Origin of the sequence: Bacteroides hominis (assembly GCF_033042785.2) — a bacterium.
Taxonomy (GTDB): domain Bacteria; phylum Bacteroidota; class Bacteroidia; order Bacteroidales; family Bacteroidaceae; genus Bacteroides; species Bacteroides hominis.
Genome location: NZ_CP178829.1, coordinates 2,638,882 through 2,661,293, shown reverse-complemented (window position 1 = coordinate 2,661,293; position 22,412 = coordinate 2,638,882). Strand labels below are relative to the sequence as shown.

Annotated in this window: 17 protein-coding genes and 1 pseudogene; 10 read left to right on the top strand and 8 right to left on the bottom strand. The window is 41.6% G+C overall.

All coding sequences use genetic code 11. From position 1 onward, the window contains the following. Window positions 1-84 precede the first annotated feature (84 nt). Window positions 85-762, top strand: a complete 678-nt coding sequence (locus tag R3O62_RS11140; protein ID WP_005809625.1) for a LuxR C-terminal-related transcriptional regulator — start codon at window positions 85-87, stop codon at window positions 760-762. Between the two features lie 31 nt (window positions 763-793). On the opposite strand, the gene mnmA is transcribed toward R3O62_RS11140, so the two are convergent. Both mnmA and R3O62_RS11130 read right to left on the bottom strand, forming a co-directional pair. Next, window positions 794-1,855 carry a tRNA 2-thiouridine(34) synthase MnmA gene (gene mnmA, locus R3O62_RS11135; RefSeq protein WP_032530826.1) on the bottom strand — a complete coding sequence of 354 codons (1,062 nt, stop codon included), beginning with the start codon at window positions 1,853-1,855 and terminating at the stop codon, window positions 794-796. A gap of 3 nt (window positions 1,856-1,858) precedes the next feature. Continuing rightward, window positions 1,859-3,145 carry an O-acetylhomoserine aminocarboxypropyltransferase/cysteine synthase family protein gene (locus R3O62_RS11130; RefSeq protein ID WP_122143056.1) on the bottom strand — a complete coding sequence of 429 codons (1,287 nt, stop codon included), beginning with the start codon at window positions 3,143-3,145 and terminating at the stop codon, window positions 1,859-1,861. A 168-nt stretch (window positions 3,146-3,313) separates the two neighbouring features. Between R3O62_RS11130 and R3O62_RS11125 the strand changes: the two genes are divergently transcribed. After that, entirely contained in the window at window positions 3,314-4,138 is an 825-nt protein-coding gene (locus R3O62_RS11125; RefSeq protein ID WP_317472689.1) for a DUF4595 domain-containing protein, read from the top strand. A 128-nt stretch (window positions 4,139-4,266) separates the two neighbouring features. Here the strand turns inward: R3O62_RS11125 and R3O62_RS11120 are convergent, their stop codons facing one another. Together R3O62_RS11120 and R3O62_RS11115 are read right to left on the bottom strand one after the other, a co-directional pair. Continuing rightward, window positions 4,267-5,085, bottom strand: coding sequence for an alpha/beta hydrolase (locus R3O62_RS11120; RefSeq protein ID WP_005809632.1), 819 nt, complete (start codon window positions 5,083-5,085; stop codon window positions 4,267-4,269). 31 nt (window positions 5,086-5,116) lie between these two features. After that, window positions 5,117-5,554 (bottom strand): putative signal transducing protein, encoded by a 438-nt coding sequence (locus tag R3O62_RS11115; protein WP_005809635.1) that lies wholly within the window; start codon window positions 5,552-5,554, stop codon window positions 5,117-5,119. Window positions 5,555-5,661: 107 nt separating this feature from the next. On the opposite strand from R3O62_RS11115, the gene R3O62_RS11110 reads away from it, so the two are divergent. The 4 genes from R3O62_RS11110 (at window position 5,662) to R3O62_RS11095 (ending at window position 10,837) form a co-directional block, all read left to right on the top strand. Beyond that, window positions 5,662-8,034, top strand: coding sequence for a TonB-dependent receptor (locus R3O62_RS11110; protein WP_250703218.1), 2,373 nt, complete (start codon window positions 5,662-5,664; stop codon window positions 8,032-8,034). Between the two features lie 42 nt (window positions 8,035-8,076). Then, the gene (locus tag R3O62_RS11105) at window positions 8,077-8,877 is read left to right on the top strand and encodes a M48 family metallopeptidase (protein ID WP_005776059.1); all 801 of its coding nucleotides are present in this window, start codon (window positions 8,077-8,079) and stop codon (window positions 8,875-8,877) included. A 158-nt stretch (window positions 8,878-9,035) separates the two neighbouring features. Then, window positions 9,036-10,322: a hemolysin family protein gene (locus tag R3O62_RS11100; protein ID WP_005776058.1), complete on the top strand. Its 1,287-nt coding sequence runs from the start codon at window positions 9,036-9,038 to the stop codon at window positions 10,320-10,322. A gap of 41 nt (window positions 10,323-10,363) precedes the next feature. Next, the gene (locus R3O62_RS11095; RefSeq protein WP_005776056.1) at window positions 10,364-10,837 is read left to right on the top strand and encodes a copper resistance protein NlpE N-terminal domain-containing protein; all 474 of its coding nucleotides are present in this window, start codon (window positions 10,364-10,366) and stop codon (window positions 10,835-10,837) included. A gap of 79 nt (window positions 10,838-10,916) precedes the next feature. Here the strand turns inward: R3O62_RS11095 and R3O62_RS11090 are convergent, their stop codons facing one another. Beyond that, window positions 10,917-12,506, bottom strand: a complete 1,590-nt coding sequence (locus R3O62_RS11090) for a glycoside hydrolase family 31 protein (RefSeq protein WP_165016090.1) — start codon at window positions 12,504-12,506, stop codon at window positions 10,917-10,919. Between the two features lie 224 nt (window positions 12,507-12,730). Between R3O62_RS11090 and R3O62_RS11085 the strand changes: the two genes are divergently transcribed. Together R3O62_RS11085 and R3O62_RS11080 are read left to right on the top strand one after the other, a co-directional pair. Further along, entirely contained in the window at window positions 12,731-13,126 is a 396-nt protein-coding gene (locus R3O62_RS11085; RefSeq protein ID WP_032530848.1) for a PH domain-containing protein, read from the top strand. 51 nt (window positions 13,127-13,177) lie between these two features. Then, window positions 13,178-15,751, top strand: a complete 2,574-nt coding sequence (locus R3O62_RS11080) for a hypothetical protein (protein WP_250703217.1) — start codon at window positions 13,178-13,180, stop codon at window positions 15,749-15,751. A gap of 189 nt (window positions 15,752-15,940) precedes the next feature. Here the strand turns inward: R3O62_RS11080 and R3O62_RS11075 are convergent, their stop codons facing one another. The 3 genes from R3O62_RS11075 to R3O62_RS11065 form a co-directional block, all read right to left on the bottom strand. Next, window positions 15,941-17,080, bottom strand: coding sequence for an acyltransferase family protein (locus R3O62_RS11075; protein ID WP_122143050.1), 1,140 nt, complete (start codon window positions 17,078-17,080; stop codon window positions 15,941-15,943). A 109-nt stretch (window positions 17,081-17,189) separates the two neighbouring features. Continuing rightward, window positions 17,190-17,753 carry a Crp/Fnr family transcriptional regulator gene (locus tag R3O62_RS11070; protein ID WP_044299732.1) on the bottom strand — a complete coding sequence of 188 codons (564 nt, stop codon included), beginning with the start codon at window positions 17,751-17,753 and terminating at the stop codon, window positions 17,190-17,192. Between the two features lie 393 nt (window positions 17,754-18,146). Further along, complete coding sequence (locus tag R3O62_RS11065) at window positions 18,147-19,253, bottom strand: hypothetical protein (protein WP_413958309.1); 1,107 nt, start codon at window positions 19,251-19,253, stop codon at window positions 18,147-18,149. Window positions 19,254-19,541: 288 nt separating this feature from the next. On the opposite strand from R3O62_RS11065, the gene R3O62_RS11060 reads away from it, so the two are divergent. Further along, on the top strand, window positions 19,542-20,114 hold the full coding sequence (locus tag R3O62_RS11060) for a helix-turn-helix transcriptional regulator (RefSeq protein WP_317472693.1): 573 nt from the start codon (window positions 19,542-19,544) through the stop codon (window positions 20,112-20,114). A gap of 81 nt (window positions 20,115-20,195) precedes the next feature. Further along, a pseudogene (locus tag R3O62_RS11055) lies at window positions 20,196-22,408 on the top strand (heavy metal translocating P-type ATPase). The last annotated feature ends 4 nt before the right edge of the window (window positions 22,409-22,412 follow it).

The following is a 22,412-nucleotide window of genomic DNA, read 5'->3' as shown; positions in this document are numbered from 1 at the left end:
TCTACTCGTAACTAATTCACATAACTCCGTTGCAAATCGCACAAAAAGTGTACATTTGCAACGGAGTTTTTTTATGGATAGATTATGAGAGAATATATCATCGCAGATAACCAGGACATCACGAAAGCAGGAATGATGTTTTTGTTAAGCAAGCAGAAAGAAGTAAGCCTGTTGCTGGAAGCCGACAATAAAATAGAGTTGGTTCAGCTATTACGCATTCATCCGCAAGCGGTGGTTATTTTAGATTATACATTGTTCGATTTTTCCGGTGCGGATGAACTGATTATCCTTCAGGAACGATTCAAAGAGTCGGACTGGCTCTTGTTCTCCGACGAATTGAGTATCGGCTTCCTGAGGCAGGTCTTGTTCAGCAGCCATGCGTTCGGAGTAGTGTTGAAAGATAACTCCAAAGAAGAAATTATGTCGGCTCTGCAATGCGCATCACGCAAAGAACGCTTTATCTGCAATCACGTAAGCAATCTGCTGTTATCGGGAAGCGGAAATACAAACACTGCTTCATCCGTGCATACTTTCGTGCCGCAGGAAGACCGTCTGCTTACACCGACAGAAAAAATAATCCTGAAAGAAATAGCTTTGGGAAAAACGACCAAAGAGATAGCCGCAGAGAAGAATCTGAGCTTCCATACCATCAACAGTCACCGAAAGAATATATTCCGTAAACTGGGAGTGAACAATGTGCACGAGGCCATCAAATATGCCATGCGGGCAGGCATTGTTGACTTGGCGGAATATTATATTTGAAAAAACGAAAGAAAGATTTTCGGGAGGGGCATCATCCTATTTCACCACTCCCGAAACAAATTCTGGATTCGGCATCGTAAATCACCCCGAACTGTCCCGGAGCAATTCCCTGTAATTTCTCGGAAGAGATAATCCGGTAACCGTCTGCATCCTGTATCAAACGGCCTTTGATAAACTCCGGTGTATGCCGGATCTTAAACGTAACGTCCTCCTCACCTGTCGAATCTTTCCACGGATTACCTGTGATAAAGTTGAAGTCTTTCATCCTGAATTCGTATCCGTACTGTTTATCAGCATCGTACCCATGTGAGACGTAAATAATGTTATCCTGAATATCCTTTTTCACAACGAACCAGGGGCCTCCCCCCAATCCCAACCCCTTTCGCTGGCCAATGGTATGAAACCAATAGCCGCGATGGGTTCCAATCTTTTTACCTGTTTCGAGTTCGATCACCGCCCCTTCTTTTTCACCCAGAAAGCGACGGACGAAATCGTTATAATTTATCTTGCCTAAAAAACAAATTCCCTGGCTGTCTTTCCGGCGGGCACTGGGCAACCCGGCCTTCAAAGCTATCTCGCGAACTTCATGCTTCATCAGTCCTCCTATCGGAAACAGTAACTTTGAAACTTGCAGATAATCAATCTGAGCCAGAAAATCGGTCTGGTCTTTTATAGGATCTTTAGCTGTACCCAACCAAGTTTTCTCCCCCAGTTGCAAAGTCGTAGCATAATGTCCGGTTGCCGTAAGATCGAAATCTTTTCCTACCTGCTGTTCAAAACATCCAAACTTGATCAGTTTATTGCACATCACATCCGGATTCGGTGTCTGTCCCTTCCGTATCTTCTCGATGGCATAAGCAGCCACATTATCCCAATATTCCCGATGCAGGTCCACAACTTCCAGTTCCAAACCGTAACGCCGAGCTATGGCAGTAGATAACTCGATATCCTCTTCGGCGGAACAATCCATGTATTCCGCTCCGTCCATCCCTATTTTTATGTAAAAAAGTGTAGGTTTATATCCCTGCTCACAAAGCAAGTGTACCACAACCGAACTGTCTACTCCTCCTGATAATAATGCTGCTATATCCATTTTTTAAATTTTCTCTAATGCCTGACGCAAGTCATCAATAATATCTTCAATATGTTCCGTACCTATCGAAAGTCTTACCGTTCCGGGCTTAATTCCCTGCTCCGCCAACTCCTGTGCATTCAGTTGCGAGTGTGTGGTAGTGGCGGGATGAATCACCAGCGACTTCACATCGGCCACATTGGCCAGCAAAGAGAATATCTGCAGACTATCGATAAATTTCTGCGCTTCCTCCGTTCCTCCTTTTACCTCAAAAGTGAAGATAGAACCTGCTCCATCAGGGAAATAACGCTGATAGATAGCATGATCCGGATGATCGGGCAGCGATGGATGATTAACAGCTGCTACCTTCGGATGGTTCACCAGAAAATCAATAACCTTCAAAGCATTGGCTACATGTCGTTCTACACGCAAAGACAAAGTCTCTAATCCCTGCAACAGAATAAAAGCATTGAACGGACTGATGGCAGCCCCCGTATCGCGCAACAGTACGGCACGTATACGGACAATATAGGCAGCTGCCCCGGCAGCATCTACAAACCGTACACCATGATAGCTTGCATCAGGTTCGGTCAGTTGAGGGAATTTACCGGAAGCGACCCAATCAAATTTACCGGAATCGACAATAACCCCTCCCAACGAACTGCCGTGTCCACCAATGAATTTAGTGGCAGAATGTATTACGATATCTGCTCCATGCTCAATGGGACGGATAAGGTAAGGCGTACCGAAAGTATTATCCACAATCAGCGGAATCCGATATTTATGGGCAATGGCGGCTACGGCATCCATATCGATAATATTGGAATTGGGGTTTCCCAGAGTTTCGATAAATATCGCCTTTGTATTTTCACGAATAGCCCGTTCGAAATTGAAAAGGTCGGACGGATCTACAAAAGTGGTTGTTACTCCATAAGTAGGCAGAGTATGTGCCAGCAAGTTGTATGTGCCCCCATAAATGGTCTTGGCAGCTACAATATGGTCACCGGAACGAGTGATATTCTCGATAGCATATGTCACGGCTGCGGCTCCGGAAGCAACGGCAAGACCGCCTACTCCACCCTCGAGAACCGCTATACGCTCTTCCAATACTCCCTGAGTGGAATTGGTAAGACGTCCATAAATATTCCCCGGGTCCTGCAATCCGAAACGTGCGGCAGCGTGGGCCGAATCCCGGAATACATAGGAAGTTGTCTGATAAATAGGTACGGCACGTGCATCGGTTGCCGGATCGGGAGTCTCTTGTCCAACATGAAGTTGTAAAGTCTCAAAATGTAATTTCTTCGTTTCCATTTGCTATCTATATTTAGAGTTTATTGTCAGTGTCCAATTTTTATATGTTGCAAAGATAGAAGAATCCGACCGGGGAAGAAATCGCACATTGAAGGCATTTTTATACCATAATCGTGGTAGATAAAGAGGTTATTAACTACATTTGCAGGCGAATAAAACATTATTGATATGAATAAACTTTTATACTGTTTCCTTTTATCATTTTCTGTCATGGCTGTTTCGGCATGTACCGATGATAAGGAAGAGCAGAATCTTCCCCCGGTTCCCGATTTCAACCAAATGACCCTGAAGGAAAATTTGCACAGTGACGGAGGCGATGTATACCGCACGGATACTTACGTATTCAATAACAATAAATTAACGACCCACACCACTGTACAGGAGTTCTACGGACAGAGCCTGACACACGAAGTGACTCTTTCCTACTCCGGCAACGAAGTGACGTTGACGGATGAAAACGGGAATACGGGTACCTATACTTTAGGAGATACGGGATATGCCACCGAATGCACTTATAAATTGTCCAGCCAGATCAGAAAGTATAAATTCACATATTCCAGCGAATATCTTACTCGGATCGACGAAGAAATAGACGGTACACCTTATTATTCTTCTGTGGAATTGGCATACGATAACGGAAATTTAAGCCATATCATAGCCAATGGCCAGCAAACCAATTATCAGGTAGGAAATACGAAGAACCTGTATCAGCTTCCCTGCCTACAGGTTTGTGATATTTACCCCCTGTCCCTCCACACCGACGCTATTTATGCCAGACTGTTGGGCACCCAGTCAAAGTATCTGATTATCGGAAACACTCCGGAAGGAAACGAGGAGGAATATACAAAATACACTTATGAACTGGATAAAGACGGCAAACCAACCGGAATCATAGCAAAGACTACCTCTACGGGTACTGTGATCGATATAAACGGTAATGCATACAATGAAACGAAAACAGATACGAGAACCATCAATATCAATATTGAATAAGAAGAACGGCTTTGCCTCTGCCCTCACGAAGTAGTGAAGTAATGCCCCATCCAAACCTACCCAGGCTTCATATACAGTGGGAGAAGAGTGGCACTTATAATCCCAGAATGCTCTTTATCACCTGTTCCCTACTTCTTGGCAAAGAACTTACTGAAGAAGAGGATTTGATAATCAATGGAATTATTCCAGTATTTCCCGTTATGTTCACCGGGACGGGTAATAAAATCATGATTGATCTTGCGCCCCAACAACCGGTTATGAAAGTCTTTGTTTACATTCAGAAAAAAATCATCTTCACCACAATCAATAATCAAAGCGAGATCGCCATTCTGAATTTTATCAAGTTGATTGACTACCGTATGTTCATCCCACACCTTTTTATTGGAAGCCATTTCACCCAACTGTTTGTTCATACTCCAATTCTGCGGAAAAGGGCGGATATCGACACCTCCACTGGTGCTTCCTGCCGCTCCAAACACATCTTTATGACGGATGCCGAGCCACATAGCCCCATGTCCTCCCATACTGAGTCCGGTGATGGCACGCCCCTTACGGTCGGCAATCGTTTTATAATTCCGGTCAATATAACTCACTAACTCCGAAGAAACAAACGTTTCATACCGGTACGCCGGATTCTTGGGGCTATCCCAGTACCAACTGTCTTTCCCGTCGGGACATACAAAAATAATCCCTTTTTCATCTGCGATTTCCGGTAAATTCGGTTTTATCTGAATCCAAGTCTTGGCATGGCCGCCATAACCGTGCAACAAATAGAGCACGGGACACTCCACTGCCTGTTTTCCAGAAGCAACATCAGGAGTCACTACCACTACTTGAACCTCCTTATTCATAGAGGGGCTCTTCACCATCAGCGTATCCACTTTTGCAGCGCTAAGAGGTAAAGCGAGTAAGAGCAGACAAGCCAAAATAAAGTTTCTTCTTTTCATTTTTAATCTATGTTTTTTAGAGTTTACCATTTTAATCCCCCACTTCGGGAACAACAGGATTGAATTCCGCAACCGGTTTCTCAAAAGCTTTTCCACAGTGGCTGCAAATATATTCCCAATGATTATCTCCCGGCGGAACACCTGCCAGCATAGAAGCGATGGCAGCGCTGATGGCTTTCATCCGGTGCTCCTTTTTAAGAACAAACCTAATTTGATCCGAACCGCAGAAAGGACAAAACTTCTGTTCTTCAGGAATCATCTGATTCTGCTGTAACAATCGCACGGCCGCTTCGTAATCACAATCGGCCACCAAAACATCTACTCCGGAGATGTCACGGACATAACCTCGCAACAATGTCGACATATTTTCATTATGTAACAGAGAGTCGATGCCTTCGTTAGCAAGTGCTCCCTGAATGATATGAGCTTGAACGGCATCATTACAAGTAATCAGCTTTATGGTTTTCATAATTTATATTTAAAACTTCCCCACAAAAATAGCAGATAAAAACGAGAGGCAAAACCTTTTTTATATAACTTTGCACAGAATTCACAAAGTATATCGAAACCAGGCCAATGAAAAAAACTGTTTTCTTCCTGTTTCTTTTGGGCTTGCTCACGGCAGCCGGTGCGCAACCAACGCACAAAATCAAGGGGACTGTAATTGACAAAGCCAGCCGTCAACCACTGGAATTTATCAATGTACTGATCTTGGGGCTGGGACGTGGAGCGGTGACAGATGCTGAAGGGCACTTCAACATCCAGGAAGTCCCCCCCGGTATTTATCGCCTTCAGGCATCTGCGGTAGGATATAAAACGGTACTTACCCCCGAATATATTGTCTCCACTAAAGATCTTACCATCCAAATCGAAACGGAAGAGAACCTGACCGAACTGGAAGGAGTCACAGTGACCGCCTCCCCCTTCCGGCGTGATCTGGAAAGTCCTGTCGGACTACGCATCATCGGCCTGCAGGAAATCGAGAAAAGTCCGGGGGCCAACCGGGATATTTCACGCATCGTACAGTCATATCCGGGGGTTGCTTTCTCTCCGGCAGGATACAGGAACGACCTGATTGTCCGGGGTGGTTCTCCATCCGAAAACCGATTCTATCTGGACGGAGTGGAAATACCTAACATTAATCATTTCAGTACACAAGGGGCATCGGGTGGTCCCGTAGGAATCATCAATGCCGACTTGATCCGTGAAGTGAATTTCTATACCGGAGCCTTTCCTGCCGACAAAGGCAATTCACTCAGCTCGGTGCTTGACTTCAAATTGCGTGACGGCGACATGGAACGCAATTCACTCAAGGCGACACTGGGTGCCTCGGAGGTATCTTTAGCATCTAACGGACATCTTGGTAAAAAGACTTCCTATCTCGTTTCAGTACGGCAGTCTTACCTCCAATTCCTGTTCGATATGCTGGGCCTACCATTTCTGCCTACATTTACAGATGCGCAATTCAAATTGAAAACCCGTTTCAATACGACTAACGAACTGACTGTACTGGGGCTTGGCGGCATCGACAACATGAAACTGAACACGAAACTTGACGGAGAAAAAGCCGAATATATCCTCAGCTATTTACCTAAAATTCAGCAGGAAACCTTCACACTGGGAGCGGTATACCGTCATTATGCCGGAGCCCATGTACAATCTGTTGTTATAAGCCACAGTTATCTGAATAACCGCAACACCAAATATCTGAACAACGACGAAAGTAGTGCAGAAAACCTGTCATTGAAATTACGCTCGGTGGAACAGGAGACCAAGTTCCGGATAGAAAATGCCTCGACGTTCGGAAACTGGAAAGTAAATTTGGGAGCTAACCTGGACTATTCTCAATATACCAATACCACTTTCCAACGGGTTTATATCGATGGAGGCAAGACCTTCGATTATCATACCTATTTGGGATTTTGGCGCTGGGGATTATTCGGAACCATTAGTTATGCTACACCCGACGAACGGTTTACCACCTCACTCGGAGTACGGACTGATGCCAACAACTTCTCTTCCAGCATGAAGGGAATGTCCGATCAGTTGTCTCCCCGCCTGTCACTCTCCTATCGGCTGACCGATGGAGTCTACTTGAGCGGGAATGCCGGACTGTATTATCAGTTGCCTCCTTATACCGGATTGGGATTCAAAGATAACAATGGTAAACTGGTCAACAAATACCTCCGTTACATGAGAGTCAGTCAGGAAAGCATAGGGCTGAGTTGGCGTCCGCGCAATACCTTCGAGTTATCTATTGAAGGTTTCTATAAAAAATATGATAAAATACCATTCTCTATTGTCGACGGGATACCTCTGGCCTGTAAAGGAAACGATTACGGAGTGATCGGGAATGAAGCATTAAGTTCTACCTCACAAGGAAGGGCATATGGAGCAGAAATACTGATGAAATGGCTGATAGCCCAAAAGCTGAATCTGTCCACTTCGTTCACGTTATTCAAAAGTGAATACCGCAACAACAAAGAATCCGAGTACATAGCTTCCGCCTGGGACAACCGATACATATTCAATATGAGTGGAACCTATAACTTTCCTCACAACTGGAGTCTGGGAATGAAGGTCAGTTGCATCGGCGGAGCCCCCTACACACCTTACGATATTGACAAATCCTCTCTGGTGACGGCATGGAATGCCCAAGGACGGCCCTATTATGATTACGGCCAATATAACACAGGACGCTTGCCGGCCTTTGGGCAACTGGATGTCCGCGTTGACAAAACATTCTATTTGAAACGCTGTATGCTCGGTTTTTACATTGACCTGCAAAATGTGACAAACAGCAAGTTCCGCCAGCCGGACATATTGATGAGTACGGGAGTCATCGAAAATCCGTCGGCTCCGATAGCCGAACAACGCTATAAGATGAAATACATCTCTCAAAAAAGCGGAACTTTAATGCCTACATTAGGAATCACATTTGAATATTAAACACATAGACAACTATATTATTAATTACAAAAACTTACTAAAATGAAAAAGAGAATTGTTTTTATCGCAGCACTGTTATGTGGAATGTGCTTCACGACTGCCTCGGCACAATTTAAAATCGGCGGTAAAAAAATCAATGTAGGCAAAGTGGTACAGGCAGGAAGTGACGCAGCTAAGGCAATCACGCTGTCGGATGCCGACATTGCAGCTATGAGCAAAGAATATATGCAATGGATGGATACCCACAATCCGCTGACAGCTGCTGACAGTGAGTATGGCAAACGACTGGAGAAACTGACCGGACACATCAAAGAAGTGGACGGACTGAAAGTAAATTTCGGCGTATACGAGGTTGTGGATGTGAACGCTTTTGCATGTGGTGACGGCAGTGTACGCATTTGTGCCGGTCTGATGGACATTATGACAGACGATGAAGTAATGGCTGTAGTAGGACACGAAATCGGACACGTGATTCATACAGACTCAAAAGATGCAATGAAGAATGCTTATCTCCGTTCGGCCGTAAAAAATGCCGCAGGAGCTGCCAGCTCGACTGTAGCTAAACTGTCAGATTCTGAACTGGGTGCCATGGCGGAAGCATTGGCCGGTGCGCAATACTCTCAGAAACAGGAGACAGAGGCGGACGACTATGGTTTTGAATTTAGCATCAAACATAATATCGATCCATACGCAATGTACAATGCATTGAACAAATTATTGGAATTATCGGCCGAAGCCCCGAAAGAATCCAAATTCCAGAAAATGTTCTCTTCACATCCGGATACAGCCAAACGCGTAGCCCGAGCTAAAGAAAAAGCTGACGAATACACCAAGAATAAATAAACCCGGATACAACATTTTCTGATCCTACATAAGGCCGGCCCCCACATCCGGAGGGTCGGCCTCAACTTTTTTTGAAAAAATTCATTAATAATTTCGATAGATTTTGCATGAGTCCGTACTTTAGTGTAATTTGCGGTCATGAAACTATTCACATCTATATGGAATTCTTAATCATTATTCTTTTACTCGTACTGAATGGTATTTTTGCCATGTACGAGATCGCCTTAGTATCTTCAAGTAAAGCACGCCTTGAAACCCTGGTAAGCAAAGGAAATAAATCAGCACGGGGAGTACTGAAACAATTGGAAGAACCCGAAAAATTTCTTTCTACCATCCAGATTGGTATTACGCTGATCGGTATCATATCGGGTGCTTATGGTGGAGTGGCCATTGCCGACGATGTAGTTCCCCTTTTCGCTATGATTCCGGGAGCCGAACCTTATGCAAAAGACCTCGCTATGATTACCACAGTAGTCATCATTACTTATTTGTCGTTGATCATCGGAGAGCTGGTTCCCAAATCCATTGCTCTTAGTAATCCGGAACGCTATGCAACCCTGTTAAGCCCCGTCATGATTCTGCTGACTAAAATTTCTTATCCTTTCGTATGGTTACTCAGCATCTCTACCCGCCTGCTTAATAAGCTGATTGGGCTGAAAAGTGAAGAGCGGCTGATGACCCAAGAAGAATTGAAAATGATTCTGCATCAAAGTTCGGAACAGGGAGTCATCGACAAAGAAGAAACCGAAATGTTGCGCGATGTATTCCGGTTTTCGGATAAACGTGCCAACGAACTGATGACCCATCGTCGCGACCTGATCGTTCTGCATACGACAGACAGTAAAGAAAAAGTCCTTCAGACCATCGAAGATAAACACTTCAGCAAATACCTGCTGATCGATGATAATACAGAAGAGATAGCAGGCGTCGTTTCTGTAAAAGATATTATCTTAATGGTAGGCACCGAACAGGAGTTTGATCTGAAAGAAATCACCCGTCCGGCACTATTTATACCGGAAAGTTTGTACGCAAAAAAAGTTTTAGAGCTATTTAAGAAGAACAAAAATAAGTTCGGAGTTGTTGTTAACGAGTATGGCAGCACGGAGGGCATTATTACCCTGCACGACCTGACCGAAAGTATCTTTGGAGACATTCTGGAAGAGGACGATACTGAAGAAGAGGAAATCGTTCGCAGACAGGACGGCTCTTTGTTGGTAGAAGCTTCGATGAACATCGGGGACTTTATGGAAGAGATGGGAATTCTCTCCTATGATGACATCGAGTCGGAAGACTTTACCACATTGGGCGGACTGGCGATGTTCCTGATAGGACGCATTCCAAAAGCCGGAGATATATTCATTTATAAAAACCTGCAGTTCGAAGTAGTGGACATGGACCGCGGGAGGGTCGATAAGCTGCTTGTCATAAAGAAAGAAGAAGAGTAGGAATAGCACTCACTTTTTATATTAATTTAAAGCACTTAACAATGAAAAAAGTAATTATGTTGGCAGCCGTTGTTGCTGCATTGGTATCCTGCCAATCAAAAGGAACAAAAGCTGAAGAAGCAGCCGCAGACAGTTTGGCAGTGGTTATGGAACCCACTATGGAAGAAACTCAGGTTTATGAAGGTGTACTTCCCGCTGCTGACGGTCCGGGTATCCGCTACGTGTTAACCTTGAACACACTGGCGAATGCGGCCGATACAACGTATACACTGGACGTCACTTATCTGGATGCCGAAGGCAAAGGTAAAGACAAAACCTTCACTTCTAAAGGAAAACCGGTGACAGTGGAGAAAACCGTAAAGAATAAAAAGAAAACGGCTCTTAAACTGAACCCGAGTGACGGAAGCGAACCTGTTTATTTCGTAATCGCTAATGATACTACCCTTACCCTGGCTGACGACAGCCTGGAAGTATCTGCCAGCGACCTGAATTACAACATCATTCGTGTAAAATAACACAGAAGTAGTTTAAACCCAAAACAAAAGCCACGCTATGTAATGTTAGCGTGGCTTTTCTCTTTAATTATAGAAATTACTATTTAGTCAGCTTCTCAAAATACGGCAAGCGCTCCAGCGGGACATCTATTGTTATTGTTTTCGGACCTTTAAATACCTTCCCTCGATCATCTCTCCATTTACCTTTGGGCAGCATCACCGTACGGCTTGTCCCGGAAGTCAGCATCGGAGCAACCAAGTATTTGTCACCCAACATAAACTGGTCTTTACAATCGATAAATCCTTGATGGGGATACTGGTATTCCATGTGCCGAACAATAGGTTCACCCGTTTCGGAAGCATGCTTTGCCAATCCCAGAATATAATCTCCCATTTGTTGGTGCAAATGGGCATACTTAGCACAAATCGCTACATTTTCTTTACTCAGGATGCGCCAGGGAGCCACGGAGAATTGCATCATCGGCATCAGGGCGTGTACCTGACAGGAGCGTACAATCAACTCTTCATCAAACTTCTTCACATTCAGAAAAGCACCAAACTGGCCTCCGCCTACCATGTCCGGACAAGTATAATAATGTCCCAATAATCCCGCAGCAGTCATATCGGGAATTAGCAACTGAGTCGCACGCCAGGAATAATCCTTATCGCCCAGCCTCTGTACCAATGCCTGACCACCCAACTTCCAGGCAGCACGCAATTCATTGTAGGGAAAGCTCAAACCTATCTCGGCCCATTTCTCCATAAAAGTATTCACATCGGCCTCTTTATCATGAAAAGCATATTCTCCTGTCATATAAGCAACGTCTCCACCATCAAATTTAAATCCGTCGATACCATATTTCTCCTGATTGGCTTTTAACTGTTCCTTCAGATGATTCATAGCCTCCGGATTCGTGGTGTCATAACAGGCACTGTAACCATTCCACCAATGGATGATGGCTGTACGTCCATTCTTATCTTTCAATAAATATCCCTTTGCTTCCAGTTCACGGAATTCAGGACTGTCCGGCGATACATAAGGAGCAACCCACAGCATTACTTTGAATCCCATCTTGTGCAGTTCGTCGGTCATTCCTTTCGGGTCAGGAAATCTTTCGGATTTGAAGTCAAAGTTACCATAATATCTCTGCCAGTTATCATCTACCATGAATACGCCTTGGGGAAATCCGTTTTCTACGGCTTTATGGGCATAATTCATAATGTCCTCCTGATTCTGATCATACATCAGTTCAATCCATGTATTATACTGTGGAAGAGAAAAGAAAGCAGGTTCCGGTATCTGTCCCGAAGGTGGAAAGTGTTTCGCCGAAGCTGCCAGTAAAGCTTCTTTCAGTGTATTCCCCGCTTTTACCGGTTCTATCTTTTCCGAATCCGAATAGATAATCAATTGTCCGTCTTTCACCTCAAAACAGAAAGATTTCTCGGCCCATATATATCGGCCTTCGGAAGAAAGCATGAACGGAACTACCTGATTATTCATATTATTGCGTGACATATCCTGCATCCGCAAATGATCACCAAACGGCATCTGGTTACCTAAAGCTACGAATCCTCCCCACCATCTTTCATTTTTCAAGGGTTCGATCACTGTTTTCATTTTTTCCTGTGCCACTGCGCCAAGCAGTAGTCCGAATGTTACGAGCAATAGTAAAGTCGCTTTTCGTCTCATGATAGTTAGATTAATATTAAAAAAATTCTCAAGTGGCAAAAATAGATAAAAAGGCAGAATTAATGGTTTACCGGCAAAGAATTATTTTTCCGGTCTATCTCTGCACGGATAGGACCCAAATCAATCTTTTCATAGCCAATACTCAAAAAAAGAAAGTTATTTCATTCTTTTATTCTATTTTTTCCTATCTTTATCAGACAGTTACAAACATAATCTTAAAAAAGATGGAACAAACATTTAAAGCAAGAAATCCCAAGATAGGGCTTTGGCTATTCGCTATAGGCATAGTAGCTTGCATTGTCATCAGTTTCATAACAATTCAGGCAATATGGATAGGCGCTGCATGCTTAGGTCCGGGTGCGACAATCTACTTTTCGCAAGCAACCAGTAGATACATCGTCAAAGAAAACGGAATGCTGCAAATTGTGAACAGCTTCCATCAAAAACGCTCTTTCAATCATATCACCAGTATTACATATACTCCCCATGCCTTGGGTATACAGAAAATAAAAATCAAACATGCCACTGGATTTGTCATGGTAGACCCGGAGTCACCTCAGGAACTGATAAAAGCCCTGCAAGAGGTAAATCCCGGCATGACAGTAAGGAACTTTACCTGAAACAAGATATAGCAGAAAATAAGAATAACCGTTTAACCAAGCTATAATAAGATGAAAACAACAAAAAAATGGACGGGATACTTATTCCTATGCCTGTTTTGTCTTCATGTATCTGCACAAAACAAAGACAGCCTTGTCCAAAAGTTGAGCCAATACGCCTGTCTGATAGAAAATTTCTCAAAACATATTCCACAGGAGAAAGTTTACCTGCAATTCGATAATACCAGCTATTATCAAGGTGATGATATCTGGTTTAAATGTTTTCTGGTCACCTCCGATCTATACCCGGCCACAAACCTGAGTAAAACTTTATATGTCGAATTATTGAATCCCGGAGGTGAAATAATCGACAAACGGATATTAAAAATAGAGAACGGTCAATGTCACGGAGATTTCACTTTAAACCAAATACCCTTTTATTCGGGCTTTTACGAGGTTCGTGCCTATACGAAATACATGCTTAACTTTGGGGAAGATATTATTTTTTCAAGACTTCTGCCGGTCTTCGACAAGCCCCAAACAGAAGGAAACTTCGCTGAAAAAGAGATGCGGAAATATTCAACAGGAAATTACCCGATGGAGCGCCCCAAACCGACAAAAGGCAAAAAAGTAAATTTAAAGTTCTTCCCCGAAAGTGGAAACCTGATTCAGGGAATAGAGTCACAAATCGCTTTCGAAGCGACAGATGCCTATGGCAACCCCATAACATTGAGTGGTACTGTTATCAACGACGAAAAACAGGAAACAGCCCATTTCACCGCAATCCATGACGGACGGGGAGTTTTCAATTACACACCTACAGGTGATAAACAAAAAGCAGTCGTCGAGTTTAATGGTAAAAAACACCAGTTTAATATGCCGGAAGCCCTGCCAGCAGGGTATGCGCTACATGTTGATAATCTGTCATACACAGACAGTGTGGAAATTGCTTTGCAAAAGAATCCCAATACTCCCGCCACTCTATTGGGATTAGCAGTTATCAGCGGAGGAAAGCTTCACAAGTTTTGTCTGATCGACGTTGAAGGAAATGAAATCATTCGCTTCAAAATAGATAAGAGCAGATTGACACCCGGAGTCTCCCGTATCGCGTTATTCAATGGTGGCGGAGAAGTCCTGTCCGACCGTTTGATATTCATTCACCCTCAAAAACGATTATCTATAAAAGCACGGACAGACAAAGAAACATACAATCCCTATGAATTAGTAAATCTGGAATTTACCTTAACCGGAGCTGAAATGCAACCGGTACAAAACACATTTGCTTTATCCGTAAGAGATGGCATGAATGAAGTGGAATCAGGACGCAATATGCTGACCGACCTCCTATTAATGTCCGAGATAAAAGGGTATGTCCGCAATCCCGGCTATTATTTTGAAGCGGAAGACGACACACACCGCATGGCAATCGATCTGTTATTGAGGATACAGGGTTGGCGCCGCTACTCTTGGAAGCAAATGACCGGAATTGAACCTCTCAACCTCAAATATGGTCCCGAAAGAGGTATCGAAACACGGGGCCAGGTTGTTTCTTTCGTCCGGCAACTTCCAAAACCCAACGTAGAAGTATCGTGCTTTTTGAAAAAACGGGGAGAAAATGAAGAAAACAGCAGCTTCATCGAGGCTATTACTACCGATAGTTTAGGACGTTTTTCACTGATATCGGATATCTATGGGAAATGGGACTTGATATTGGCAGTGACAGTCAACAGAAAAAAGAAAGATTATCGTATTCTATTAGACAGATTGTTCAGCCCTCCCCCCGCAAAATATCATTATGCCGACATGCAGGTGAACATCGCCAATACGAAAAAAGAAGAAGATACTATTCCGGATAAAGAAACAAATGTCTTGACAGAAGACGACATCGAAACCTTCTTTGCCGCCTATACAGATTCACTGGCTAAAGCAGGCAACCACGAAAAGAACTATCGATTGAAAGAGGTGACCATCAAAGCTAAAAAAAGAAGTAAAGAAAAAGAGATTTACGACAGTCGTTCAAAATCAATAGCTTATTATGACGTCCATTCTGAACTGGACGACATAAAGGACAGCGGAAAATTCATCGGTGACGACATACACGAACTGATGCTGAATATGAATAAGAATTTCAGCCCTGTCCCACAAAGGAATTATCTATATTACAAAAGTAAAATGCCGCTCTTCGTTATCAATTATGAATGTACCCGACATACTGAGATGGACTATAATAAATACAAATATATAAGGCTTGAAGCCATCAAATCGATTTATATTACTGAAAACCTTTCCACTATTTGCCGGTATGCAGACCCACGGCTTTCACCCTTCGATGTATCCGACTTATATGGTTGCGCCGTATTGATTGAAACCTATCCGGAAGGCAAAATACCGACAGAGGCAGGCAAAGGTGTCAGAAAAACATGGCTTGACGGATATAGTCCGGTCAAAGAGTTCTATCAGCCGAATTACTCCGCACTTCCTCCCGTTCCCGATTATCGCCGTACTCTTTACTGGAATCCCTCAGTTAGTACGGACAAGGACGGCAAAGCCCACATCCGCTTCTACAATAATAGCAGATGCCGGAAACTAAAAATAAATGCAGAAACCATCACGGCGGATGGGCTAATCGGAATATACGAGAATTGATTTTCTTATATACACTGAAATCTGTCTTGTATAAGATGGAAAGATTAAATTTATTCTTTGGCCCATCTCTGTACGCAGGATAATGGGGAGCAGGGGGCCAGACTTTAAGTTTATATGCCGGGCATAAATGAAGGGGTTGCAAAAATCGTTTTTTGCAACCCCTTCATTTATGATACAGTGATGTTATTTTTATTTCTTTGCCAGAAACTTCTTAGTCAACCATCTTCTGACTGGTTCATCATAGAACTTCAGGCAGAGATAAGCCAGTAAGATGTTTCCGAAAAATACAACCAATGCCATCGGCCACGCCTGTGAAAAGCTGAGTTCTTTACTCCATACCCACGCATAAAACAGATACATGAAAGGGTAGTGTACTATATACAACGGGTAAGATATGTTTCCTAAGAATTCACAGATTTTAGATGACTTTTTATCTGTTGTTTTTCCCGAAGCACCCAGATAGACAAGTAACGGAAAAATAATGATGGCACATACAGAATCATAAATACCATTCATCCACGGAAATTCACTACCACCGATATAAGGCATGGAAAGCAAAACAATAATTGCCAGACTGCATATCCAAAAGGCGCCTCTAACCTGAAGCGGTTTAAAAACACGCGTCATCAACAATCCGATAGAGAATGAAAACAATAAACGCAGGAAACCTCCGATCAGATTATAATCTGCCATTGACCATCCCACACCCAAGTGGCCATAACCGGAAAAATTGAATATGGCAAATGAAGCCAGTCCGATTCCGGCCAATACAACCAGCACCGTGAGAGCCTTCGTAGACAACTTGCGAATAAACAATGCATATAGTATGTTTCCGATATACTCAAAAAACAAAGACCAACTGGGACCATTCAAAGGGTACATCTCACCGTTTCCACGGACTTCGGGACCTGCCCCCGGCGCAACAGGAATCAAAAATATCCCCATAAGCATAGCCAACATTACCATCGAAATGGAAACCTGTGAACCATCCCACTTCTCACAACCCTGTATGCAAAACGTAATGCTACCCAAAACAGCTCCCAGAACCACCATCGGATGCAAACGAATTAATCTGCGTTTGAAAAAGTCTTTTGTTTTCATCGTTTTCCAACGGTCATCATAAGCATAGCCGATAACAAACCCCGATAAGATAAAGAAGAAATCGACAGCCAGATATCCGTGATTAAATCGCTGGTCTATGGGACTTGTTGCAAAACCTTCGAATATATGGTACCATATTACCATGAGAGCAGCGACCCCTCTCAATCCGTCAAGAAGTTCATAATGAGGTTTTGTGTCTAAAAATGCAGTAGTAGTTCCTTTTTGCATGATAATTTACAAATTTGTTTTTTGTTAACGGTTACATAATAATGCGGCAAAGTTACGCAACTTGAAAAACATAAAATTTGTTCTATGGCAAAATCTTATCGTATAAAAATCATTTTTGGGCCCTGAGACGACTAAGTGTAGAAAGCTTGATCCCCAGATATGATGCGATATATCCCAAATTAGCCCGCTGGCACACTTGAGGAAACTGCTGCTTAAACTCTTCGTAACGTTCTTTGGCCGGCAATGCAAGCCGTTCCTTATGTGAACGCTGCAAACGTCTATATTCATTTTGATGGATAATCCGTCCCCAGTTAGCCAATTCGATATTGGTTTGAAAAAACCTGTTCAAGTCAGCCAGTGATATTTTGTATGCAACAACGTCTTCAAGTGTTTCTACAAATTCTTCACTCAACTTATTATAATATAATTCATCCATGCTAAAGACAATTCCCCCTTCACAAGAAAAAGAAGTAGTTATTTCTTCTCCGTTCACAAGCCAGAAAGAACGGGTCATCCCTTTTTCTATAAAATAAGCGAACTTGCAAAATGTATTTTCCTTTATCAACAAATGTTTTTTGGGAAAATGGCATAAGGTCACACTCTCTTTCAACGCTTGTATTGTATCGTCAGAAAGCAGACACACAGAATTTATCTTATCTATAACATTCGTCATAAAGCTTCGGATAATTGAATATCTATAAAAGTCATTCAGACTAAGCCTTAAAATAGAAACACCCAACTTTACAGTTTGGACGTAAAGTTGGGTGTTTATCCTGTAGAACATTGATTATCAATGTTTCTTGCGGAGAGATAGGGTAATGAACCCATCTCCTTATGTCGCTTTAATTCAACTCTTTATCAATATGTCAATACCTTAGGGGGTACAATTTAGGTTTCAAAAAAGACGTTTATCTGTCATCCTTTGGCTGTTCATTGTCTGCCTAAAACTTCGGTTCAAAGATACAGCTTCCTTTTGAATTACGCAAATGTCTGAATATAAATATTTCAGCTTAGGTGTAAGGTGCAAGCTATATATAGATATATACTTGCACCTTACACCTAATTGTTAATCTAACGTCTCTACATGTTTGTTCCAAATAGACATAGCATCAGTAAATTCACTATTATCCCAATGGATTATCTTAGAGGTATATGATACAATTTTTTCCATATTCACAATATATTGGGAAATAAAGTTTGAAAAACCTGATTTAAATACTTTATTGTCTTCTAACTCTTTATGAAAATCAATAATATCTCTAAAAAGAGAATTTACATTAAGTATAATTCCTTTCTCTCTCCATATAGGAATATGGGAGAAATGATTTGTTATATTTAAGATAATGTTCAACAATCTTATTAAAGGGTGAGGATGGGAGTATTTATCAAAATACAAATCATACTCACTCGTAAAATTTATAATGTATTCTAAAAGACATACTCCAAATATAGTTATTGTTTTAGAGGCAAAATCTTGATTAATATCATTACCAAAAGTTTTATTAATATACTGATATATATGGGTTGAAATACATATAGATGAATATGTATCTGCATTAATTTCTAATTTATGTTTTATAATATCAAATTTATCATCGCCACCTATTTCTTGCAACTCTTGTTCTTTCGAAATAGTTGAAAATTGAAATAAATGAGCTAATTCATGATAATAAGTAAATTGAGTATTTATTTGAAATGCCAAATAACTTAGAGAACTATCAAACCTATCAACTAAATAAGGTTCTTTAGATGTTATAAAATCATTCAAGGCATAATTATATAAATATTTATCTATGCAGTTTTGAATTAGTCCAATATTAATAAGGATTACATTTTGATTGTTTTTTTTCCGTGCTTTCGCATTTATACTAAAATCATTGGAAAACAAGAATGAAGTGTGTGATATACTTTTTCTTCTGTAGTGAATATTTAGGTTCTCTCTACAAAAAAGATATAAAACTTTATATTGTTTTTCATGAGGAGTACCTTCAAAATCAAATATATCACCATATGGAACAATATTATGTTTTATTGCATAAGCGGCTTCTTGCTGGTAGTCTATTATTTTTTTTTGTTCCTTTTTATTTATCCCGTAACAATTAAGTTTAGTTCTCTTTCTGCTAGAGCCAACAAATCTTTTTCCTTTACGAGTCTTTCTATCTCCTTTTCCCATTATATTAATTTTTTCACAAAGATACAACATCTCAAAATATTAACAGGCTATCTTACTATGTAAAAACATAGCCACTTTTTCTATGCATAAAAAAGTCCTAATATAAATACTCCAGTTTTAGGTTACTCAACTTTGCAATTAGGTTGCACTACCCGATTCGTAAATTTGCAAAAATGAAGAAACAATAAACGCTATCAATAAATTGCAAGCCTTAAATATTGAGAATATTCAGAGCTTGCCAAACGATAAGCAGTGTATTGTTATTAACTTTGCAGAAACGATGAATATATGATGAAAAGCAATACTATTCACATTAAGAATATGGTTTGTAACCGTTGCATTATGGTTGTAACAGAAGCACTGAAAAGAATGGGTTTTACTCCACTTAGTGTTGAACTGGGGACAGCTATTTTGCAAGAACCAATAAATGCAGAGGAACGTGCTACCATAAAGCCTGTTCTTGAAGCATACGGATTTGAGTTGATAGATGATAAACGGATTCGGATTATCGAACAAATAAAAGTTGCGGTGATTGAATTAGTGCATTATAACGATAATTCGTCCAAGACAAGCCTGTCTGATTATCTTACGGATAAGTGCCATCACGATTACAGTTTCCTTAGCAAGTTGTTTTCTGAAGTGAATGGCATAAGTATAGAAAAATACTACATTATTCAGAAAATAGAACGTATAAAGGAGCTGTTGGTGTATGATGAATTATCCATTAGCGAAATTGCCGATAAACTTAATTACTCAAGCGCAGCACATTTAAGTACACAATTCCGTAATATGACTGGCATTTCTCCAAGCCAGTTCAAGCGTTTAAAAGAACACAAACTGAAACCTTTGGATGAAGTCTGAATGATATAAATCATATCCATAATTATGTAAGAGCCGGAAGATAAAAGCCCCCTACCTTTGCAACATATAAAAATCATCAATATGGAAAAAGGTAAGAACATAAAAAATACATATCCGTTTTTGGGTATGAGTTGCGCTTCATGTGCGGCTCGTGTGGATAAAACATTAAATGGTTTGCCGGGAGTATATCAGGCAACAGTGAATTATGCGACTGCGGTAGCACAGGTAGAATATAATCCGGAAGTATGTTCCGATGCAACGCTGCAAGCTGCCGTACAAGATGCAGGATATGATTTACTGGTTGATACCGGTGAAGACGCAGCCGATAAAGCGGAAGAAATTCGCTTGACAAGATACCGGAAGATAAAAGGCGTACAGTGGCAGCCCTGCTGTTATCTCTCCCAATTATGGTTATTAGTATGTTTTTTGAAGATATATCCTCTTTAAAATATGTAGTTTGGATTCTCGCCACGCCTGTGGTTTTCGGTTTGGGACGTGAATTTTATATCAATGCGTGGCGGCAATTAAAGCATGGCACTTCCAATATGGACACCCTTGTAGCTGTTAGTACCGGAATAGCCTATACATTCAGTGTTTTTAATCTGCTGTTTCCTGATTTTTGGTTGTCAAGAGGGATTGAACCACATATTTATTTTGAAGCGGCAAGTGTTATCATTGCATTCATCCTGTTGGGACGATTACTCGAAGAGCGCGCGAAGCAAAACACTTCAACTGCCATAAAAAAGTTAATCGGGCTGCAACCTAAGACGGTAACTATTATCGTAGATTCTGATGAACGTACCGTTCCGATAACAGCCGTACAAAAAGGTGATACAATTCTTGTTAAACCCGGAGAACGCATTGCAGTAGATGGCATGGTTGTTACAGGAGAATCATACGTGGATGAAAGTATGTTGAATGGCGAGCCTGTTCCCCTGCACAAGCAATCCGGCGAAAAGGTATTTGCCGGAACCATCAATCAAAAGGGGACATTCCGGTTTATTGCCGATAAAATAGGTTCTGACACGATGCTGGCACAAATCATCCGCATGGTGCAGGATGCGCAAGGCAGCAAAGCTCCCGTTCAAAAGTTAGTGGATAGAATAGCCCGATTCTTTGTCCCGGCTATTATCAGCATTTCGATTATTGCTTTTATTGCATGGATATTTTTAGCACCAACGAACGGCTTCACCAATGGATTGTTGGCAATGGTCACTGTATTGATAATTGCCTGCCCTTGTGCATTAGGCTTGGCTACTCCCACTGCCATTATGGTAGGCATTGGAAAAGGTGCTGAAAAAGGGATTTTAATTAAAGATGCCCAAAGCTTGGAGATTGCCCAAAAGATAGATACGATAATTCTTGATAAAACCGGAACTATCACATCAGGGCATCCGATAGTCGTTGAAAGCCTATGGGAAAACGACTTTGAACATAGCCGAAAAATACTGTACAGTTTAGAGAAGCTATCGGAACATCCTCTTTCGGATGCCGTAGTCAATACTTTGCAGAATGAAAAAGAGATTTCCATTGATAAGTTTGAAAACGTTCCGGGAAAAGGTGTAAAAGGTATAGTAGGCAGTCAGACTTATTACGTAGGCAACCTGTCATTATTGAATGATAACCATATTACGATAGCCAGTCATTTGCAGGAATTGGCAAACAAATGGACACAGGAAGCTAAAACATTGGTATGGTTTGCTGATTCCACACAAGCTATTGCAGCTATAGCCCTAACCGATGAAATTAAACAAACTTCGGCGCAAGCCATATCACAACTACAGGAAATGGGTGTTGAAGTGTATATGTTGACAGGAGATAATGCAAATTCAGCACAAGCCATATCTCGAAAGGTAGGAATAAACCATTATAAAGCCGGAGTGTTGCCGAACGAAAAAGCTCAATTCATAAAAGAATTGCAAGCGAATGGGAAAAAAGTAGGCATGGTGGGTGACGGAATTAATGATAGTGCGGCTTTAGCACAAGCGAATTTAAGCATAGCAATGGGGCAAGGCAGTGATATTGCTGTAGATACGGCAATGGCGACCATACTCTCATCCGATTTACTGAAAATACCGGAAACCATCCGGCTATCGCAATTGACGATAAAAACAATTTATCAGAATTTGTTTTGGGCGTTTATTTATAACTTGATTGGTATTCCCATTGCGGCAGGCATATTTTATTCAATAAACGGATTTCTTTTAAATCCGATGTGGGCAAGTGCTGCAATGGTATTTAGCTCTGTGTCTGTCGTACTAAATAGCTTACGTTTAAAAAGGAAAAGGATATAACAAC

Bases quoted from the DNA above. Each gene is read 5' to 3' on its own strand.
- R3O62_RS11065 (WP_413958309.1), bottom strand. From the start codon at position 19,253: ATGGGAAAAGGAGATAGAAAGACTCGTAAAGGAAAAAGATTTGTTGGC.
- R3O62_RS11070 (WP_044299732.1), bottom strand. From the start codon at position 17,753: ATGACGAATGTTATAGATAAGATAAATTCTGTGTGTCTGCTTTCTGAC.
- R3O62_RS11060 (WP_317472693.1), top strand. From the start codon at position 19,542: ATGATGAAAAGCAATACTATTCACATTAAGAATATGGTTTGTAACCGT.
- R3O62_RS11095 (WP_005776056.1), top strand. From the start codon at position 10,364: ATGAAAAAAGTAATTATGTTGGCAGCCGTTGTTGCTGCATTGGTATCC.
- R3O62_RS11115 (WP_005809635.1), bottom strand. From the start codon at position 5,554: ATGAAAACCATAAAGCTGATTACTTGTAATGATGCCGTTCAAGCTCAT.
- R3O62_RS11085 (WP_032530848.1), top strand. From the start codon at position 12,731: ATGGAACAAACATTTAAAGCAAGAAATCCCAAGATAGGGCTTTGGCTA.
- R3O62_RS11080 (WP_250703217.1), top strand. From the start codon at position 13,178: ATGAAAACAACAAAAAAATGGACGGGATACTTATTCCTATGCCTGTTT.
- R3O62_RS11140 (WP_005809625.1), top strand. From the start codon at position 85: ATGAGAGAATATATCATCGCAGATAACCAGGACATCACGAAAGCAGGA.
- R3O62_RS11075 (WP_122143050.1), bottom strand. From the start codon at position 17,080: ATGCAAAAAGGAACTACTACTGCATTTTTAGACACAAAACCTCATTAT.
- R3O62_RS11110 (WP_250703218.1), top strand. From the start codon at position 5,662: ATGAAAAAAACTGTTTTCTTCCTGTTTCTTTTGGGCTTGCTCACGGCA.
- R3O62_RS11120 (WP_005809632.1), bottom strand. From the start codon at position 5,085: ATGAAAAGAAGAAACTTTATTTTGGCTTGTCTGCTCTTACTCGCTTTA.
- R3O62_RS11105 (WP_005776059.1), top strand. From the start codon at position 8,077: ATGAAAAAGAGAATTGTTTTTATCGCAGCACTGTTATGTGGAATGTGC.
- R3O62_RS11100 (WP_005776058.1), top strand. From the start codon at position 9,036: ATGGAATTCTTAATCATTATTCTTTTACTCGTACTGAATGGTATTTTT.
- R3O62_RS11125 (WP_317472689.1), top strand. From the start codon at position 3,314: ATGAATAAACTTTTATACTGTTTCCTTTTATCATTTTCTGTCATGGCT.
- R3O62_RS11130 (WP_122143056.1), bottom strand. From the start codon at position 3,145: ATGGAAACGAAGAAATTACATTTTGAGACTTTACAACTTCATGTTGGA.
- R3O62_RS11090 (WP_165016090.1), bottom strand. From the start codon at position 12,506: ATGAGACGAAAAGCGACTTTACTATTGCTCGTAACATTCGGACTACTG.
- mnmA (WP_032530826.1), bottom strand. From the start codon at position 1,855: ATGGATATAGCAGCATTATTATCAGGAGGAGTAGACAGTTCGGTTGTG.